This is a genomic window from Acidobacteriota bacterium (assembly GCA_012729555.1).
In the GTDB taxonomy this organism is placed as follows: Bacteria; Acidobacteriota; UBA6911; order UBA6911; family UBA6911; genus UBA6911.
Genome location: JAAYCX010000011.1, coordinates 127,093 through 142,384, shown reverse-complemented (window position 1 = coordinate 142,384; position 15,292 = coordinate 127,093). Strand labels below are relative to the sequence as shown.

At 67.7% G+C, this 15,292-nt stretch carries 12 protein-coding genes; 2 read left to right on the top strand and 10 right to left on the bottom strand.

Annotated features, from left to right (window positions below):
- Positions 1–25: 25 nt before the first annotated feature.
- The 4 genes from nifS to GXY47_02770 form a co-directional block, all read right to left on the bottom strand.
- Entirely contained in the window at positions 26–1,246 is a 1,221-nt protein-coding gene (gene nifS, locus GXY47_02785; GenBank protein ID NLV30056.1) for a cysteine desulfurase NifS, read from the bottom strand.
- Between the two features lie 6 nt (positions 1,247–1,252).
- The gene (locus tag GXY47_02780; GenBank protein ID NLV30055.1) at positions 1,253–2,212 is read right to left on the bottom strand and encodes a hypothetical protein; all 960 of its coding nucleotides are present in this window, start codon (positions 2,210–2,212) and stop codon (positions 1,253–1,255) included.
- Positions 2,213–2,380: 168 nt separating this feature from the next.
- Positions 2,381–4,495 (bottom strand): EAL domain-containing protein, encoded by a 2,115-nt coding sequence (locus tag GXY47_02775; protein ID NLV30054.1) that lies wholly within the window; start codon positions 4,493–4,495, stop codon positions 2,381–2,383.
- Between the two features lie 54 nt (positions 4,496–4,549).
- On the bottom strand, positions 4,550–7,417 hold the full coding sequence (locus tag GXY47_02770) for a PAS domain-containing protein (GenBank protein NLV30053.1): 2,868 nt from the start codon (positions 7,415–7,417) through the stop codon (positions 4,550–4,552).
- A gap of 139 nt (positions 7,418–7,556) precedes the next feature.
- On the opposite strand from GXY47_02770, the gene GXY47_02765 reads away from it, so the two are divergent.
- Entirely contained in the window at positions 7,557–7,913 is a 357-nt protein-coding gene (locus GXY47_02765) for a metallopeptidase family protein (GenBank protein ID NLV30052.1), read from the top strand.
- Positions 7,914–7,940: 27 nt separating this feature from the next.
- On the opposite strand, the gene GXY47_02760 is transcribed toward GXY47_02765, so the two are convergent.
- Positions 7,941–8,999, bottom strand: a complete 1,059-nt coding sequence (locus GXY47_02760) for an N-acetyl-gamma-glutamyl-phosphate reductase (GenBank protein ID NLV30051.1) — start codon at positions 8,997–8,999, stop codon at positions 7,941–7,943.
- A 186-nt stretch (positions 9,000–9,185) separates the two neighbouring features.
- Entirely contained in the window at positions 9,186–10,184 is a 999-nt protein-coding gene (locus GXY47_02755) for a hypothetical protein (GenBank protein NLV30050.1), read from the bottom strand.
- Positions 10,185–11,222: 1,038 nt separating this feature from the next.
- Between GXY47_02755 and GXY47_02750 the strand changes: the two genes are divergently transcribed.
- Entirely contained in the window at positions 11,223–11,744 is a 522-nt protein-coding gene (locus GXY47_02750; protein ID NLV30049.1) for a vitamin K epoxide reductase family protein, read from the top strand.
- Positions 11,745–11,751: 7 nt separating this feature from the next.
- Here GXY47_02750 and GXY47_02745 read toward each other — a convergent pair whose 3' ends face one another.
- The 4 genes from GXY47_02745 to GXY47_02730 all read right to left on the bottom strand — a co-directional run bounded on the left by GXY47_02745 (position 11,752) and on the right by GXY47_02730 (position 15,106).
- Positions 11,752–12,912 carry a hypothetical protein gene (locus tag GXY47_02745; GenBank protein ID NLV30048.1) on the bottom strand — a complete coding sequence of 387 codons (1,161 nt, stop codon included), beginning with the start codon at positions 12,910–12,912 and terminating at the stop codon, positions 11,752–11,754.
- Positions 12,913–13,038: 126 nt separating this feature from the next.
- On the bottom strand, positions 13,039–14,412 hold the full coding sequence (locus tag GXY47_02740; protein NLV30047.1) for a hypothetical protein: 1,374 nt from the start codon (positions 14,410–14,412) through the stop codon (positions 13,039–13,041).
- 82 nt (positions 14,413–14,494) lie between these two features.
- Positions 14,495–14,950: a redoxin domain-containing protein gene (locus tag GXY47_02735; GenBank protein ID NLV30046.1), complete on the bottom strand. Its 456-nt coding sequence runs from the start codon at positions 14,948–14,950 to the stop codon at positions 14,495–14,497.
- A gap of 9 nt (positions 14,951–14,959) precedes the next feature.
- Positions 14,960–15,106, bottom strand: a complete 147-nt coding sequence (locus GXY47_02730; protein NLV30045.1) for a redoxin domain-containing protein — start codon at positions 15,104–15,106, stop codon at positions 14,960–14,962.
- Positions 15,107–15,292 lie beyond the last annotated feature (186 nt).

Sequence of the window (15,292 nt, the reverse complement as noted above, 5' to 3'; positions counted from 1 at the left end):
GCGCAGGCGATCCGCGGCCTTTTTTTTAGTGCGATCCGATCATCCCGACCGCGTCGGGGCGCGGGGCGTTACGGGCGTTGTCCCAGTACGGCGAGAGGGTGCGCAGGTTGGCGACGATGCCGGGAAACACCTCGATCACCCGGTCGATCTCGGCTTCGGTGGTGTAGCGGCTCAGGCTGAAGCGGACGGAACCGTGGACGGCCGTGAACGGCACCTTCATCGCCCGGAGCACGTGCGAGGGCTCGAGCGACCCGGAGGTGCAGGCCGATCCGCTCGAGGCGCAGATCCCGTATTCGCTGAGCTGAAACAGCATCCCCTCCCCCTCGATGTAGTGGAAGGAGATGTTGAGCGTATTCGGCAACCGCGGCGCCCCGCCCCCGTTGACCTCGACCGACGGGATCCTTTCCACCAGCCCCCGCTCCAGCCGGTCGCGCAAGCGCCCGATCCTGGCCTCGTCTTCCCGCGCGGTTTCGGTCGCGAGGCCGAGGGCCCGGCCGAGGCCGACGATGTAGGGGACGTTCTCGGTCCCCCCCCGCCGGCCCGATTCCTGGTGCCCCCCGAGCAGAAACGGGCGGACACGGGTGCCGCGGCGGAGGTAGAGGGCCCCGATCCCCTTGGGCGCGTGCAGCTTGTGCCCGGAAAAGGACAGGAGATCGACGTAGGGGAGCCCCCGCACCATGTCGATGGGCAGCTTCCCCACCGTCTGGGTCGCGTCGGTATGGAAGAGGATGCCCGGGTCGGTCTCCTTGACGATGCGCGAGAGCCGCTCGATGGGAAACACCACGCCGGTCTCGTTGTTGGCGTGCATGATCGACACCAGCAGGGTTTCGGGCGAAAGCGCGCGGATGAACCCCGGCATGTCGAGGTTCCCGTCCCGGTCCACACCCACATAGGTGACCGGGTGCCCGCCCCGTTCCATCTCCCGGCAGACCTCCAGCACGGCCGGGTGCTCGACCGTGGTGGTGACGATCTGTTTGCGGTTCGGGTTCGCGCGCGCGGCCCCCTGGATCGCGGTGTTGTTGCTCTCGGTCGCGCACCCGGTGAAGAGGATTTCTCCGGGAGCCGTCCCGCCCAGGCATTCCGCGATCGTCCGCCGCGCGGCCTCCAGCGCCTGACCCGTCTTCCGGGCGGGCTCGTACATGGAACTGGGGTTGAAATAGTCGTCGGTGAAAAACGGGATCATGGCCTCGTACACTTCGGGGGCGATCCGCGTCGTGGCGTTGTTGTCGAGATAGATGATGTCCATGTCCCGTCAGACCTCGATCACCCGGATCCGCTCGTCCACCTGTTCCTTCAGAATCCGCTCCACCATCATCTTCAGCGTCTGGGCCGCCCCCGCGCAGTTGGCGCAGGCGCCCTGGAGCCGGCAGTAGACCATGGTACCCTTGATGTCCACGATCTCGACATCGCCCCTGTCCATTTTCAGGGAGGGCCGGATGTACTCCTCCACCACCTTTTCCACCTTCTTGGAGAACTGGTAGGGGGAAAAATCGGCCGGCGGCGGCGCCTCGATGGAGACCAGGGGCAGCGGCGACCCAGCCCCGCCCGAGGCCGGGCTCTTCCCCTGCCAGACCCGGTCGAGCAGGTCCTGCAGTCCGCCGGGGACGTGGTGACAGCTGCCGCAGGCGCCGCCGGCCTTGATGGCGCTCGTTATCTGCGGGATGGTGCGCAGGTTGAGTTCCTTGATCTTGCGCAGGATGTAGGGCTCGGTGAGGGAGAAGCACTTGCACACCACCCGTCCCTCTTCCGTCTCCTGGTCATGGAGATCGATGCCCAGTGCCTTCAGGTCCACCCCGCGCCGCTGGGCCCAGTTGAAGACCGCCGCCTCCAGCGCCTCGGCCCCCATGACGGAGCAGTGGATCTTCTGTTCCGGGAGCCCCTCGAGGTAGGTCACGATGTCGCTGTTCTGGATCTTGAGCGCGGCGATCGGGGTGTACTCCCCCTTCTCGATGATGTCGCAGAGCGCCTCGGAAGCGGCGATGGCGGAGGTGCAGCCGAAGGTCAGGTATTTCGCCTCGGTGATGACGTCCTGGGTCGGGTCGCTGGGATGGCGCCGGACGCGGAAGGTGAACCGCATCGCGTCCCCGCAGGCGATCGATCCGTGCTCCCCCAGACCGTCGGGGTTTTCGATCTCGCCCAGGTGGGTGCCCGGCCTGCCGTGCACCGCGTCCATGAAAAGCTGCTTGGTCTTTTCGCTGTATTCCCAACCCATCGTCCGACTCCGTGTGATTTCCGGTGGCCCCGGTCCGGGCGGCGCCCCGCGCGGCGCCCCGCCCCCTCCGGCCGGGTGACTGTATACTATAGCGCTTCGGGAGGCTTCAGGCAAACGGGGAGGTGCGGACGAGGGGGGGGGACACGGCGGGGAAAACGGGCGGGGGGCTCAGCCGGCCTCGGCCACGCGCGGGAAGGTCCGGACGGCGCCCGGCTCGAACAGCACCCTCCAGGGGAGGGGGCCGGCCAGCAGGGCGTCCACATCCCGGGGCGCCATCGCCTTGGAGAAGTAGTACCCCTGGCCGAAATGGCAGTGCAGCGACTGGAGCATCCGCAGCTGCATGACGTTCTCGATCCCCTCGGCGATCAGTTCCATGTCCAGGTTCCGCCCCAGGTTCACGATCGCCTGCACGATCTTCCAGGTCTCCTCGCACAGCCCCAGGTTCCCGACGAAGGAACGGTCGATCTTGAGGCTGTCGATCGGAAAGCGGTTCAGGTAGCTGAGCGAGGAGTACCCCGTCCCGAAGTCGTCCATGTGGAGCCGGATGTTCATCGCCTTGATGTCCGAGAGGGTCCGGAAGACCGCCTCGGAGTTTTCCATGAGGGCGCTTTCGGTGATCTCCAGGCTCAGTCGGCGCGGGTCCAGTCCCGTCGCGCGCAGCACGTCGTCCAGTTCGCGGATGAGGTTGGGATCGGTGTAATGCCCGGGACAGAGGTTGACGTTGATGGTCAGCTCCTCCCCGCCCGCGAGCCTCCAGCGGGCCATCTGCCGGCACGATTCCCGCAGCACCCAGCTCTCCAGCGGCAGCAGGATGTCGGTGGACTCGGCGATGGCGAGGAAATCCTTGGGGAACATCATCTCCTCGCTCCGCTGCCAGCGGACCAGCGCCTCGAAACCGACCAGCCGCCCCGTCTTCAGTTCGGTGATCGGCTGGTAGTGGACCCGGAACTGTCCGCTGTCCAGGGCCCGGCGCAGGTCGGATTCCATTCTCAGGCGGGCGACGGCCGAAGACCTCATGTTCGCGTCGAAGATCTCGAACCTCCCCTTCCCCCCCCCTTTCGCCCGCTGCATGGCGACGTAGGCGTCCCGGATCATTTCGTCCGGATGGACGTGGTCCCGGGTGCTGACGGTGATGCCGATATGGGTGGTGGCGTAGATCGACTGACCGTCGACCAGGAAAGCCCGGGAGAGCTCCTTGTGCAGCCGGGAGGCGGCCCTGGCCGCCTGCTTGCCGTCGGAGGCCTCCTCGATCAGGAGCACGAAGTCGTCGTTGCCGAAATGGGCGACGGTGTCCTCCGCCGAAACACACTCCTGGATCCGGCGCGCCGCCTGCACGATCAGTCCGTCGGCGACCACGTGCCCGAGGCTGCCGGCGACCGTCTTGACTTCGCCGATCTCCACCACGGCGATGCCGAAGGAACGGGCGTTGTCACGCGTCCGCCGCAACGCATGCTCCACCCGGTCCAGGAACAGGAGGCGGTTGGGGAGCCCGGTGAGGGGATTGTAGACCTTGCGGTCGGTGATGTCGGTCTGCGACCCGGCGATCCGGTGGGCCCGGCCTTCCCCGTCGCGGCTCGCCAGCCCCCGGCAGAGGACCCAGCGGTAGGCCCCCTTCGCGTCCAGGATGCGGTACTCGCTCTCGAAATGACCGGTTTCCCCCTTCAGGTGCCGGGCGACGTTCTTTTCCACCTGCTCCCTGTCGGCCGGGTGGATCCTGCCGAACCAGTCCAGGGGGGAGCTCCCGATCTCGGGGTCCCGGTAGCCCAGCATCGATTTCCAGCGCGGGGAGAAATAGATCTCCTTCGACCGCAGATCCCAGTCCCAGAGCCCGTCGTTGGCCCCCTGGGTGGCGAGCGAATAGCGCTCCTCGCTCTCCCGCAGCTTCCTCTCCATGCGATGGCGGTAGAGGGCGATCTCGATATGGCTGTGCAGCTCCCGCTCCTCGAACGGCTTGATCATGTAGCCGAAGGGTTCCGTCACCTTGGCCCGCTCCAGGGTCTTTTCGTCCGCGCACGCGGTCAGAAAGATCACGGGGATGCCCAGCCGGGCGTGAATGGCCCGGGCCGCCTCGACGCCGTCCATCTCCCCCTTCAGGATGATGTCCATCAGCACCAGGTCGGGCATGGTCTGGTCCGCCTTGCCGATCGCTTCCGGGCCCGAGGTCGCGGCCCCGGCCACCTCGTATCCGAGCAGCCGGAGGCTGTTCTGGATGTCCATGGACACGATCGTTTCGTCCTCGACGACCAGGATCCGTCTCGGCTTCACAGGCGCTGTATTCGTCATCGTTCCAATCCTTGATATGAGGGGCCGCGGCGCTCCCGCCCGGCGCCCGAACCGTTACGTCCTGGCATGGGGGATCACGATCGCGCAGGCGAACCCGCTGCGGCTCCGGAATTCGATCGTCCCCCCCAGCTGCTCGGTCAGGCTCCGGACCAGCTTCAGCCCGAGGGAATCGCACCGGTCGGGGTTCCAGTCCGGGGCGCATCCGACGCCGTCGTCCCGGACCGAGAGATGCAGCCCCCCGTCGCTGCCGGCGTAGAAACGGACGTCGATGCACCCGTTTTTCCCCTCCGGGAAGGCATACTTGAACGCGTTCGACACCAGTTCGTTGATGACCAGGCCGCAGGGGATGGCGACATCGAGACTCATCGGCACCGATTCGACCTCGAGGTTCAGGCGGATGGCCGAGGCGTTGACCCGGTAGGACCGGACCAGGTGCCCCGTGAGGCTGCGCACGTAGCCGGAGAAATCGATCCTGGCCAGGTCGCTGGACTGGTACAGCCGTTCGTGAATCAGGGCCATGGCCTTCACCCGGTCCTGGCTCTCCTTGAACTTCTGGTTCGCCTGGGGGTCCTCGATCTCGGCGCTCTGCAGATTCAGGAGGCTCGAAATGATCTGGAGGTTGTTCTTGACGCGGTGGTGGATCTCCTTGAGCAGGACCTCCTTCTCCTGGAGCGACGCCTTGATCTGCTCCTCCGCCCGGCGGCTGGCCGTGACATCCTGGTATTGCCACAGGTGGTAGCGGTTGCCGGCGTCGATCGAAAGGGGTACGTAATTGCGCAGGAAGGCGCGCTCCTGCCACGCGATCTCCTCCCCGAGCACCGGTTCCGCGTCCCTGATGACGGATTCGATCCTCTCGGCGAACTCCGCCGTCTGGGCGAAAAGGAGGCGGCTGTCGATCCCGAGCAGCGACCCGCGCTGGACGGGGACCCTGAACATGTCGGTGAAGGACTGGTTGACGTGGGTGATCCGGCGCTCCTCGTCCTCGACCACGACGCCCGAATGGAGGTGGTCGATCAGGCTGGAAAGGAGCACGGTGGCGGCGCGGAGGCTCTCCTCGGTCTTCTTCTGCCGGGTGACGTCCTCGGCGATGCCGACGACGCGCTCCACCTTCCCCGCCTGGTCCCGGACCGGGAACGCGCGGTCGTGGATCCAGCGGATCGACCCGTCGGGACGCTCCACGCGGTATTCCTCGTCATACTCGTTCCACCCCTGCCGGATGAGGGCCTCCGATATCCTGCCCCGGTCCTCGGGATGGATCGCCTGGATCCAGGAGGAGGGGTTGCGCTGCAGGCTCGCGCACGTCCGCCCCCACACCTCCTCGTAACCGGGGCTCACGTATTGCTTGGCCCGGCCGTCCGGGGCCGATATCCAGAACACCGCCTGGATGTTGCCGGTCAGCTGCCGGAACTGCTGCTCCACCCGGACGCTCGCGATGATGGTGCCCAGAATCTGCCCCGCCATCTTCAGCCCGTCGATTTCCGAAAGGGGCCACTCCCGGTCGACGAAACACTGCTCCAGCCCGATGCAGCCCCACAGCTGCCCGTCGACGAACATCGGGACGATGACGCCCGAACGGATCCCCATCGCCTCGAGGATCTCCCGTTTCTTCCTGTCGACATCCCGCGCGTGGAACACGACCGGGTGCCCGCCGTAAAACCGGTCGGACATCTCGTCGATCATCTGGCTCCGGATCAGGTCCAGGACCTTGCGGTCCCCCTCCTCCTTCGCGAGCGCCGAACTTTCCCACTCGTAGCGGCAGGCGTCCCCCACCTGCCCCCCCAGTTCCGGGGTCCGGCTGTCCATCAGGTAGACACGCGTCACCGCGGTCGCTTCCCCGAGTCTCCGGATCACGTCACGGGCACCGGTCTCCCATCCCGTGTTCCCCAGGAACTGGCGCGCCGCGTGACTGACCGCGTCCAGGATGGCGTTCCGGCGTTCCATCTCCCCCTCGATCGAACGCGTGCGGGTGATCCCCACCGCGATCGCGTGGGCGTTGACGGAAGCCGCGCACACGATCGCGAGCCAACCCCAGCCGGCGGCCGGCGCGGCGTCCACTGTCGCCAGCAAAAGAGCGAAGGCGCCGCCGATCAGGGGCGCCGCGATGCTCGTCCCCTCCAGCCCCCGTCGGACCGCGACCCACACCAGCGGGGCCGAAAGCAGGATGAAGGCATAGAGCCTGTCCGGCGCCGGGCGGGTGAAGACGAACCAGAGGGCGGCGCCCGCAAGGCAGAGGAAAGCGAGGGCGAAGAAGGTGCTGCGCCGGTCCATGCGCAGCGGCCGGAGGAAACCGGCCCGTTCATCCCTGACCCCGAACAGCGCTGCCTGCAGCCGGGGACCGAGATGGATCACGAGCAGCGGGGTCAGCAGGAGCAGGCCGCAGGCGTACCCCACCAGCGGCGGCGCGAACTCCCCCAGCAGGCGGCTCCAATCCCCCGGTGCTTCCAGGGCCCCCGGCAGGATGGCGGCCGCGGCGCACAGGACCGCCCCGCCCGCGGAGACCCCCAGGAAAAAGGCGAGGTCCCTCCCCCGGCGCAGCGTCGCGCGGTGCCCGGACAGGAACCGGAGCAGGAGGGCGGCCGCCCCGATTTCCACCAGGACGACCGCCGCGCCGATACCGAGCGCCCAGGCGCCGGAATAGGCGGGGTCGTGGAACCAGAAGGAGTGGACGAAGGCGGCGGCGGCCACCACCGGGGCGTATCCCAGGCCGCAGGAGAGAAGGAGTCCGACGTTCAAGCCGGCGTGGAGGCCGAATTCCCCCGTAAACGCGGACACTCCCAGGGCCCGCACCCCCCAGAGCAGGGCCGCATAGAGGCCGAGGTAGAGGGCCGCGGGCACGATCAGGCGCATGTGGTAGCCGAACCTGGGGGCCAGGTTGAAATCGGAGTCGAGAAGCGCGGTTTCCAGTTTGAAAGCGTTTTGCATTTTCCGGCATTCCTATGGATACAACGGCTTATCGTCGCCCCGGGGCCGTAACTATAGGCAAGAATTGCATCCATCCCGGCCCGCGGGCCGCGGGGATGCGGCGGGAGTGTGGTAGAATGGCCCGTAACGGGCGGCCACCATGAGACTGAGCGAATTCGAGGAGATCGTCGCGAAAGCCCTGCGGGGGGTGCCCCGGCGCTTCAGGGACATCCTGGAGCGGGAGGGCATCCCGGTGCTGGCGCGCAACCGGGTCCCCGGGCCGCTGCGGGAAAAGGACCGGTTGCTGTTCGGGCTCTTCGTCGGGGTGCCCTACACGGAACGCTCCGCCTTCGACCTCGAAATGGAGCCCACTCGCATCGAGCTGTACCGGGAGAGCTTCGAGGAGGCCTTCCCCGACCGCGGGGAAATGGAGGCCGAAATCGTGAAGACCGTGATCCACGAAATCGGCCACTATTTCGGCTTTTCCGAACAGGAGCTCGAGCGCCACGGCCTCTGACCGGCCGGGGACGGCCCCGCGGGCCCGCTAGGGATGCTGCGGCGCCATGTCCAGCCCCATCGTCTCGGGCAGCCCGAACATGGCGTTCATGTTCTGCAGCGCCGAACCCGCCTGCCCCTTGACCAGGTTGTCGATGTGGCTGATGACGCGGAAAACGCCCGTGCGCTCGTCGGTGGCCACGGTGACGATGACGCGGTTGGAACCGCGCACGTCGCCCGTCCCCACCGCCTCGCCGAAGTCGCGCACCTGGAGAAAGGGCTCCCCGGCGAAGGTGTCCCGGTAAGCCTCCAGGACCTTCCGGTGCGTCACCCCTTCCGGGAGCCGGCCGTAGAGGGTGGAGAGAATGCCGCGCACCATCGGCACCACCTGCGGCGTGAAGGTGACACGCACCTCGGCGCCGGCAAGCAGACCGAGTTCACGCTCGACCTCCATCACGTGCTGATGTCCGGTCAGCCGGTAGGCGTTCGCGTTCTCGTACCGCTCTGGGAAATGAAAGCCGGCCGCAGGCTTCTTTCCCGCGCCCGAAACGCCGGTCTTGCAGTCGCAGCAGATCCCCTCCCTTTCCACCACCCCGTGCTTCACCGCGGGCCAAAGCCCGCAGATGCAGCTCATGGCGAAGCACCCGGGGTTCCCCACGACGCGCGCCTTCCGGACCCGGTCGCGGTGGAGCTCGGTCAGCCCGTAGACGCTCTCCCGCAGCAGGTCGGGCGCCTTGTGCACCGGGTCGCGCGAGATCCGGGTGGCGTATTCACGATACAGCGCCTCGGAGTCGAAGCGGAAGTCGCCGGAGTAGTCGATGACCCTGCGTCCGGCGGCCACCTCGGCGGGGGCCGCCGCCTGCCCGACCCCGTCGGGCGTCGCGAAGAAAACGACGTCGGCCGCGGTCTCCCGCGCCTCGGCGGAATCGGGCGCGACGATGACCTGGTCGCAGAAACCCCTCAGGTAGGGCCACATGTCGCTCAGCCTGCCGCCCACCCCCTGCACGTCGACCAGCGCCGCCAGGGAGGCCTCTCGATGCCGCAGCAGCAGCTCCACCAGCCCGATCCCCCCGTAACCGCCCGCTCCCACCAGCTTCACTCGTACCATCGCATCCTCCTCAACCCGCGCCGCCGCGGCCGCGCCGTGCCCCCATGTCGTCCGTGAACCAGGGCGTTCCTCAGGCGATCTTGTCCAAAACAAGGCCCGTATTCACCCGATTGCGAATATGGGGCCATGATCCCAGCAATGACGGCGCTTTGTCAAATCCTGCCTCCAAAAGGCTGCCGCGGGGGATCAGGGGTGCAGCAGTTCGCGCGCGGAAAGGAGGATTTCGATGGTCCCCTTTTCCCGGAGCCTTGCGACCAGGGCCTCGAGCTCCTCGCCGACCTTGTGCTTCCGCAGGCGCTCCTCCAGCTGCGGCCGCACGTCTTCGAAGGTGAACCGCCCCTCCGGCCTCCGCTCCACCACCTCCAGGATATGGTACCCCTGGCGGCTGCGGACCATGCCCGCCTCCCCCACGGGGAGGGAAAAGGCCGCCTCGGAGTATTCCGGGGGCAGGCTCCCGCGCGTGCCGAATCCCATCTCCCCCCCGAGGGTGCGGGAGGGGTCCATGGAGTGTTCCGCCGCCAGATCGGCGAAATCCTCCCCGCGGCGCACCCTGTCGAGCAGGCTCCGGGCGAGCCGCCGCGCCTCCTCTTCCCCCTCTCCTCCTTCGACCCGGATGAGGATCTGGCGGGTCCGGACGATCTCGGGGTGCTCGAGTTCCTCCGGGTGGGCGGAAAAATGCTCCCGCATCTCCTCCTCGGAAACGACGACCTTCCCGTGGACCGTCTCCTCGAGGTATCTGGCCGTGACCAGGTTCTCGCGCAGTTTCCTTTCCCAGGAGGCTCGGTCGAGGTTCTGCCCGGCCAGGGCCGCGTCGAGTGCCGCGTCGCTCTTGAACGATCCGCGGGATTTCTCCATTTCAGCCGCCACCTCCGCCTCCGACACCCGGACCCCTGCAGCGGCCGCCGCCTGCAGGACCAGTTCGGCGTTGATCAGCGCCGTGATCTTGCCCAGGACCAGTTCCCCCCGGTACTCGGGGCGCAGGTCTTTCCATTCCGGATCGCCGATGGCGCCCAGTTCCCGGCGCACCTCCAGCTCCAGGTCCCGGCCGGGGATCTCCGTCCCGTTCACCCGCGCTACCACCGCGGGGAAAATCCCCTCCAGGCCGCGATCCCCCTCTCCGGCGAGGCCGGGCGAGGCCAGGAGCGCGGCCAGCAAAGCCGCCAGCGCCCGCTCAGACAATGTCATGCACCCTCTCCCCCATCGATTTCATGCGCCTAAGCTAACACAGCGGACTCCGGTTTTCATGTTATAATCGACCCCCTGCGGCCCGCCGCTCGCGGGGCGCGGGAACGGAATCCACAAGGGTGAAAGGGACGGAAGAGAAGGACCATGCTCCACGAAAAACAGAACTCCACGAAACGGCACTCCATTGACCTGTCCGGAAGAAGCATCCTCGCGGCCCTGTCGCTCCTCGCGGCGCTCGCGGCCCTTCAGGGGGCTCCTCCCGCGCAGGCGGAACTCCCGGTGGTGCGGGCGGTCCTCTTCAGTTCCCCTACCTGCTCGCACTGTGCCGAGGTCAGGGAGAAGGTGCTCCCCCCCCTGGCGGCCCGTTTCGGGCCCCAGCTCCAGGTAGCCATCGTCAGCACCGCCAGCCCGAACGGGCAGGAACTGTTTCTCGCGGCCTGCATGAAGCACGGGCTCCTGCAACTGTCGGTCCCGCTCCTGGTCGTGGGAAACAAGGCCCTGGTGGGAAGCCTCGACATCCCGAACGAGTTTCCGGGCCTCATCGAGACCCACCTGGCGTCGGGGGGTGTGGACTGGCCCGCGATCCCCGGGCTGCAGACGATGCTGGCCTCGGCAGGGGCTCCCCAGGCGCCGGCGGCGGCCTCCACGCGGACCTCTCCGCCCTCTCCGGCCCCGCCCGCACCGAAGCCGGCCGCGCCTCTACCGGAACCGGTCGCGGGTGCTCCGGCGCCCCCGGCGGCCCCCAGGCCGTCGCCTCCGGCCGCCCCGCGGGCCGCGGCCACCGCGACGGCGGCGACGCTGCCACCCCCGGAGAATGCGCCCTCCCGGATCCCGGGGCCGGATTCCGATCCCTCGACCCCGCTCCCGAACGCGGAGCCACAACCCGGGACACCGGTCGCCGAATCCCGGAGCCCCGAACCGGCATCTCCCGCTTCCGGCATCATCGACCTGACCGGGGGGGAACGGATACCCGGAGTCCTGGAAAAGATCCTCCGCGATCCTTACGGCAACGGCCTCTCGATCCTGCTGCTCCTCGCCATGACCGCGGTGGTGCTGGCTTCCCCGAAAATTGCGCGACGCGCCCGGGCGGCGCATGGGGAGATCCGCAGGCCGCGCCTGGACGCGCTCGTCCCGCTCCTGGTCGTGGCGGGGCTCGTCGTCGCCGGGTACCTGTCGATCGTGGAAGTACGGGAGGTCGAGGCCGTCTGCGGCCCCGTGGGGGACTGCAACACCGTGCAGCAGAGCTCCTACGCGAAGCTTTTCGGCATCCTCCCCATCGGAGTACTGGGACTCGGCGGTTTCCTGGCCATCCTGACCGCGTGGGCGCTGCGCCGCTGGGGCCCCTCCCGGATTTCCCTCCAGGCGGCGGTGGCTCTCCTGGCGCTGACGGCCTTCGGGGTGCTCTTTTCGATCTACCTGACGTTCCTGGAGCCCTTCGTGATCGGCGCCACCTGCCTCTGGTGCCTCAGTTCGGCCGTGATCATGACCCTGCTGTTTCTGCTCACGCTCGGGCCGGGGGCCGGGGCCTGGAAGGAGCTCGGGAAGAGCCCCGGGGCATAGGGCTCGGCTACTCTCCGGCCGCGTCCCCGACGGCGCCGAAGACGACGACGCTCTTTTCGGCGACCGCCGCGGCCGCGTGCCGCGTCCAGTCCAGGTCGATGGTCCCCTCCGGAAGCGGGCGGACCCGCAGGGCGACGACGGCCTTGACGCAGTAATCGGAGTTTTTCTCGTACTCCCGGCTGTAGCGGTGACGCTCCGGGACCCGCGCCACGCAGGCTTCGGTGGCCCGGATGGAGATGTCGGGGATCCCCGGGTTCTTCATCTGGGGCGCCACCACGCGCAGCGGCCCGCTCCCCACCAGCCTCCCTTCGGCGGAGATGGAAGCGGCGGGGTAAGGCTCCCCGTTGACGGTGAAGGAAAGCAGGATGTCGGCGTCGGGCAGCGGCACCCCCGCCCTGAGCCCCCGGGCGCCGTATCGGACCCAGCCGCATTCCCCCAGGGTCGCCTCGTCCAGCCCCAGGACCGGGGCCGCCTGGGGATATTTCTTCCGCAGCTGCTCGATGGAAAAGGTCGTGGTGTACCCGTCCAGGCTGATGACGTCGACGCTCGACGCCCCCTTTCGCATCCCGGCGGCCTCCAGCACGTCGATGAGGCGGAAGCCGCCGAGGTCCGAATAGCTGTCGCCGTCCCTGGACTTGCTCACGTTGACGAACAGGGCCTGCTCGAGCACCGGGACGTCGCGCTTTTTCAGCTCGTCCAGGGAGAGGATCACGTGCGGGGCCGGGGGGAGGTCGGGCCGGCTCGCGGCGTCCCCGGGATGGGTCGCCGCCCGGATCTCGTCGGCATTGGAAAACCCGTCCCGGTCGGAATCGCGCGCGGCGATCGCCCCGAACGCCCCGGCGGCGCGCCCCGCCTCGAGGTAGTCCCTCCCGTAGGGGTTCAGGGTATCCCCTTTCCTGCGGCCGTAATCGGTCACCCGGTGGCAGGAATCACAGCTGCTGAGCACCACGGCGCCCTCCTTCGCCCCGGGGGGCGGGGCCGAAATGCGGCTGTGGCAGGCGTCGCAGGTGTCCATCCGGGTCCCCTCGAGGTGCGGATGCGCGCCGACGAAGATTTCCGAGTCCTGTTCCTGGTGGGTCCGGTAGGCGGCCGTTCCGGCGCCGGCCACGAGGAGGAACGCCGCGCCCAGCGCGGCCGTTGCGGGTTTGATTTTGCGGAGGAAATGCATGCTCTCGTCTCCCGGTAGCGGCCCTCGGGCCGGTAATGTCTGCGCGCCCATGCGCGAAAAGATCTTACCTAAAGCTACCTTTACTTACAACTATGGAGACGAGAGGACAAATAGTACCGCAAAATGCTATTTAACCTGGATCACGGCCCGCTCCGCGGCGACGGGGAGGATGGGGACCTCGCCGATCTTCACCAGGTCGGCCACCGATTGCGGAAGCCTGCGGTAGTTGAGGGCGCCGGTGATCGTGAGTTCCCCCCGGGCGATATCCGCCGGGATCTCCCAGCGGTAGCGCTCCACGACCGCCTCGAGCGGCCTGAGGCGGTTGTCGAAAACGCCGGTGTCGGCCGCGTACCACTGCGCGACGGTCTCCTCCCCCAGCGGGTTGAGGAACACCTTCCGGAACAGGCGGTCCCCTTCGGGAAGCGCATCCCGCGGGACCCCCTTGAAGTCGGCGATCCCCATCATCCGGCCGAGGTCATGCCAGGCGGGCCGGTTGGTGGTCACGCTGTAGCTCTTCCCGGCCGGATCTCCCGCGGCCGGGGACGCCGGGATATGGTAGGTCTTCCCCGCCGCATCGCGCGCTTCCATCCTGAGCCAGAGCTGCCGCTCCTCCGTCGATCCCGTGGGGATGCGGTGGCCGGCGCGGTGGTTGCTGATCACGACCGAAATGTCGAGCGTCCGGCCCGCGGCCGTCTCCCCCGTCGCCGGGTAGAGGTACAGGGTCGCCGCCCCGCGGAGCATGGCGGGGGAGTAGGCGCCCTGGAACAGGTGCTGCGCCACGTCGGGCCGTTCCTTCCCCATGACGGCCGCCTTCCCCGCCGCCGCCGGAACGTGGCAGCGGAGGCACGTAATCCCCGCCTCCCGGTAGGGGCTGAGGCTCCACTCCCGGTAGGTCTCCTTGACCGGGGCCCCGTAAGGACTGCTTTCGTCGTGGCAGGTTCCGCACAGCTCGGCCCCCTTGAAGAGGGGGGAGTAGGCGGCTTCGTGCCCCATGGGGGCGGCGTCCCTGCGCGAACCGTGTTTGACCTTGCCCGGGCTGACGACGTAGTTCCCGTTGATTGGGGCCTCGCCGTCAAAGCCCGTCATGGCGTGGCACATGTCGCAGGAAACCCCGTCGGCCTTCGGATCGGCTTTCCCCGCTTCGGGCGGCGGCACGTCCCCCGCCAGAAAGGCCTGGGGCGCATGGCACTGGATGCATCCGGCTTCCACCGGGGCCACCCTGGGCTCGATCCGGGTGTGGGGGAGCGCCAGCCGGAAATACTCCGCCTGGTCCCAGGGGAGGGCCTGCGACCGGGCCATGGCCGATCTTTCGTACTGGAGCGCGATCTCCTTGTGGCAGACGGCGCAGCGCTCGGACGGCTCGAAGGCGTCGTAGGGGTGATCCCCCATCTTCGCCCCTGCGCCCGGCTGCCCGGCATCCCCCCGCTGCCACCCCGCGAGCAGCAGCAGCGCCGCGGCCACGGACAGCAACAGCCCCGTTCTTCCCCTCTTTCTCCCCATGGCCCGCACCTCCCCTGGCCCGGCCGTTCCGGCGGGTCCCGCCGGAACGGCCGGGGCGACGGCGACTGCACCAACGGCCCGCCTAGTGATCCGTGAACGGATCCCAGACTTTCCATACGTTGCCGACCAGCTCGGGCGCCGGCTTGAGCGTCTTCTTCCCCGGTTCCCAGCCCGCCGGGCACGCCTCGGTCCCCTTGGCGGCGCGCACGTACTGGTAGGCCTGGATCTGGCGGACGGTCTCATTGAATTTGCGTCCGACCGGGGGGGTCAGCACTTCCATCGCCTGAATGACGCCGTCGGGATCGATGATGAAGCGGCCCCGGTAATCGACGCCGTCCTCCGCATCGTAGACGCCGTACAGGGACCCGATATTCCCTCCCCCGTCCGAAGCCATGTAGAAGGGGATGTCCTTCTTGGCCATCTTGGACAGTTCCTGGTCGTTCCAGACCTTGTGCACGAACTGGCTGTCCACGCTCATGGAGATGACTTCAACGCCCAGCTTGGCAATCTCGTCGTACTTGGCAGCGACCGCTGACACTTCGGTCGCTCAAACGAAGGTGAAATCCCCGGGATAGAAACAGAGCAACACCCACTTGCCCTGGAAATCGGACAATTTCACCGTGGTGAATCCGCCCTTGTGATAGGCCGGCGCCTCGAACTCGGGCGCCTTGGTTCCTACTTTCACCGATGACATATCTGTTCTCCTCTCGATCAGGTTTGTGCCCGTTCCATCGCTTTTCACGCACCTGATTGTACCCCAACCGCGCGTCCCGTTGCCAGCGGTTACGGCCGCACTCCTGTCATCGCGCGCCCCCTTTGAGTTATAATAGGGATCCTTCGAAGACCACCAGGACCGTCACGACCGTGCAAAGGAGGGGGC

Coding starts and splice junctions, on each gene's coding strand:
- GXY47_02730 (NLV30045.1), bottom strand. CDS start 15,106: ATGTCATCGGTGAAAGTAGGAACCAAGGCGCCCGAGTTCGAGGCGCCG.
- GXY47_02765 (NLV30052.1), top strand. CDS start 7,557: ATGAGACTGAGCGAATTCGAGGAGATCGTCGCGAAAGCCCTGCGGGGG.
- GXY47_02755 (NLV30050.1), bottom strand. CDS start 10,184: ATGACATTGTCTGAGCGGGCGCTGGCGGCTTTGCTGGCCGCGCTCCTG.
- GXY47_02745 (NLV30048.1), bottom strand. CDS start 12,912: ATGCATTTCCTCCGCAAAATCAAACCCGCAACGGCCGCGCTGGGCGCG.
- GXY47_02770 (NLV30053.1), bottom strand. CDS start 7,417: ATGCAAAACGCTTTCAAACTGGAAACCGCGCTTCTCGACTCCGATTTC.
- nifS (NLV30056.1), bottom strand. CDS start 1,246: ATGGACATCATCTATCTCGACAACAACGCCACGACGCGGATCGCCCCC.
- GXY47_02750 (NLV30049.1), top strand. CDS start 11,223: ATGACCGCGGTGGTGCTGGCTTCCCCGAAAATTGCGCGACGCGCCCGG.
- GXY47_02740 (NLV30047.1), bottom strand. CDS start 14,412: ATGGGGAGAAAGAGGGGAAGAACGGGGCTGTTGCTGTCCGTGGCCGCG.
- GXY47_02760 (NLV30051.1), bottom strand. CDS start 8,999: ATGGTACGAGTGAAGCTGGTGGGAGCGGGCGGTTACGGGGGGATCGGG.
- GXY47_02780 (NLV30055.1), bottom strand. CDS start 2,212: ATGGGTTGGGAATACAGCGAAAAGACCAAGCAGCTTTTCATGGACGCG.
- GXY47_02775 (NLV30054.1), bottom strand. CDS start 4,495: ATGACGAATACAGCGCCTGTGAAGCCGAGACGGATCCTGGTCGTCGAG.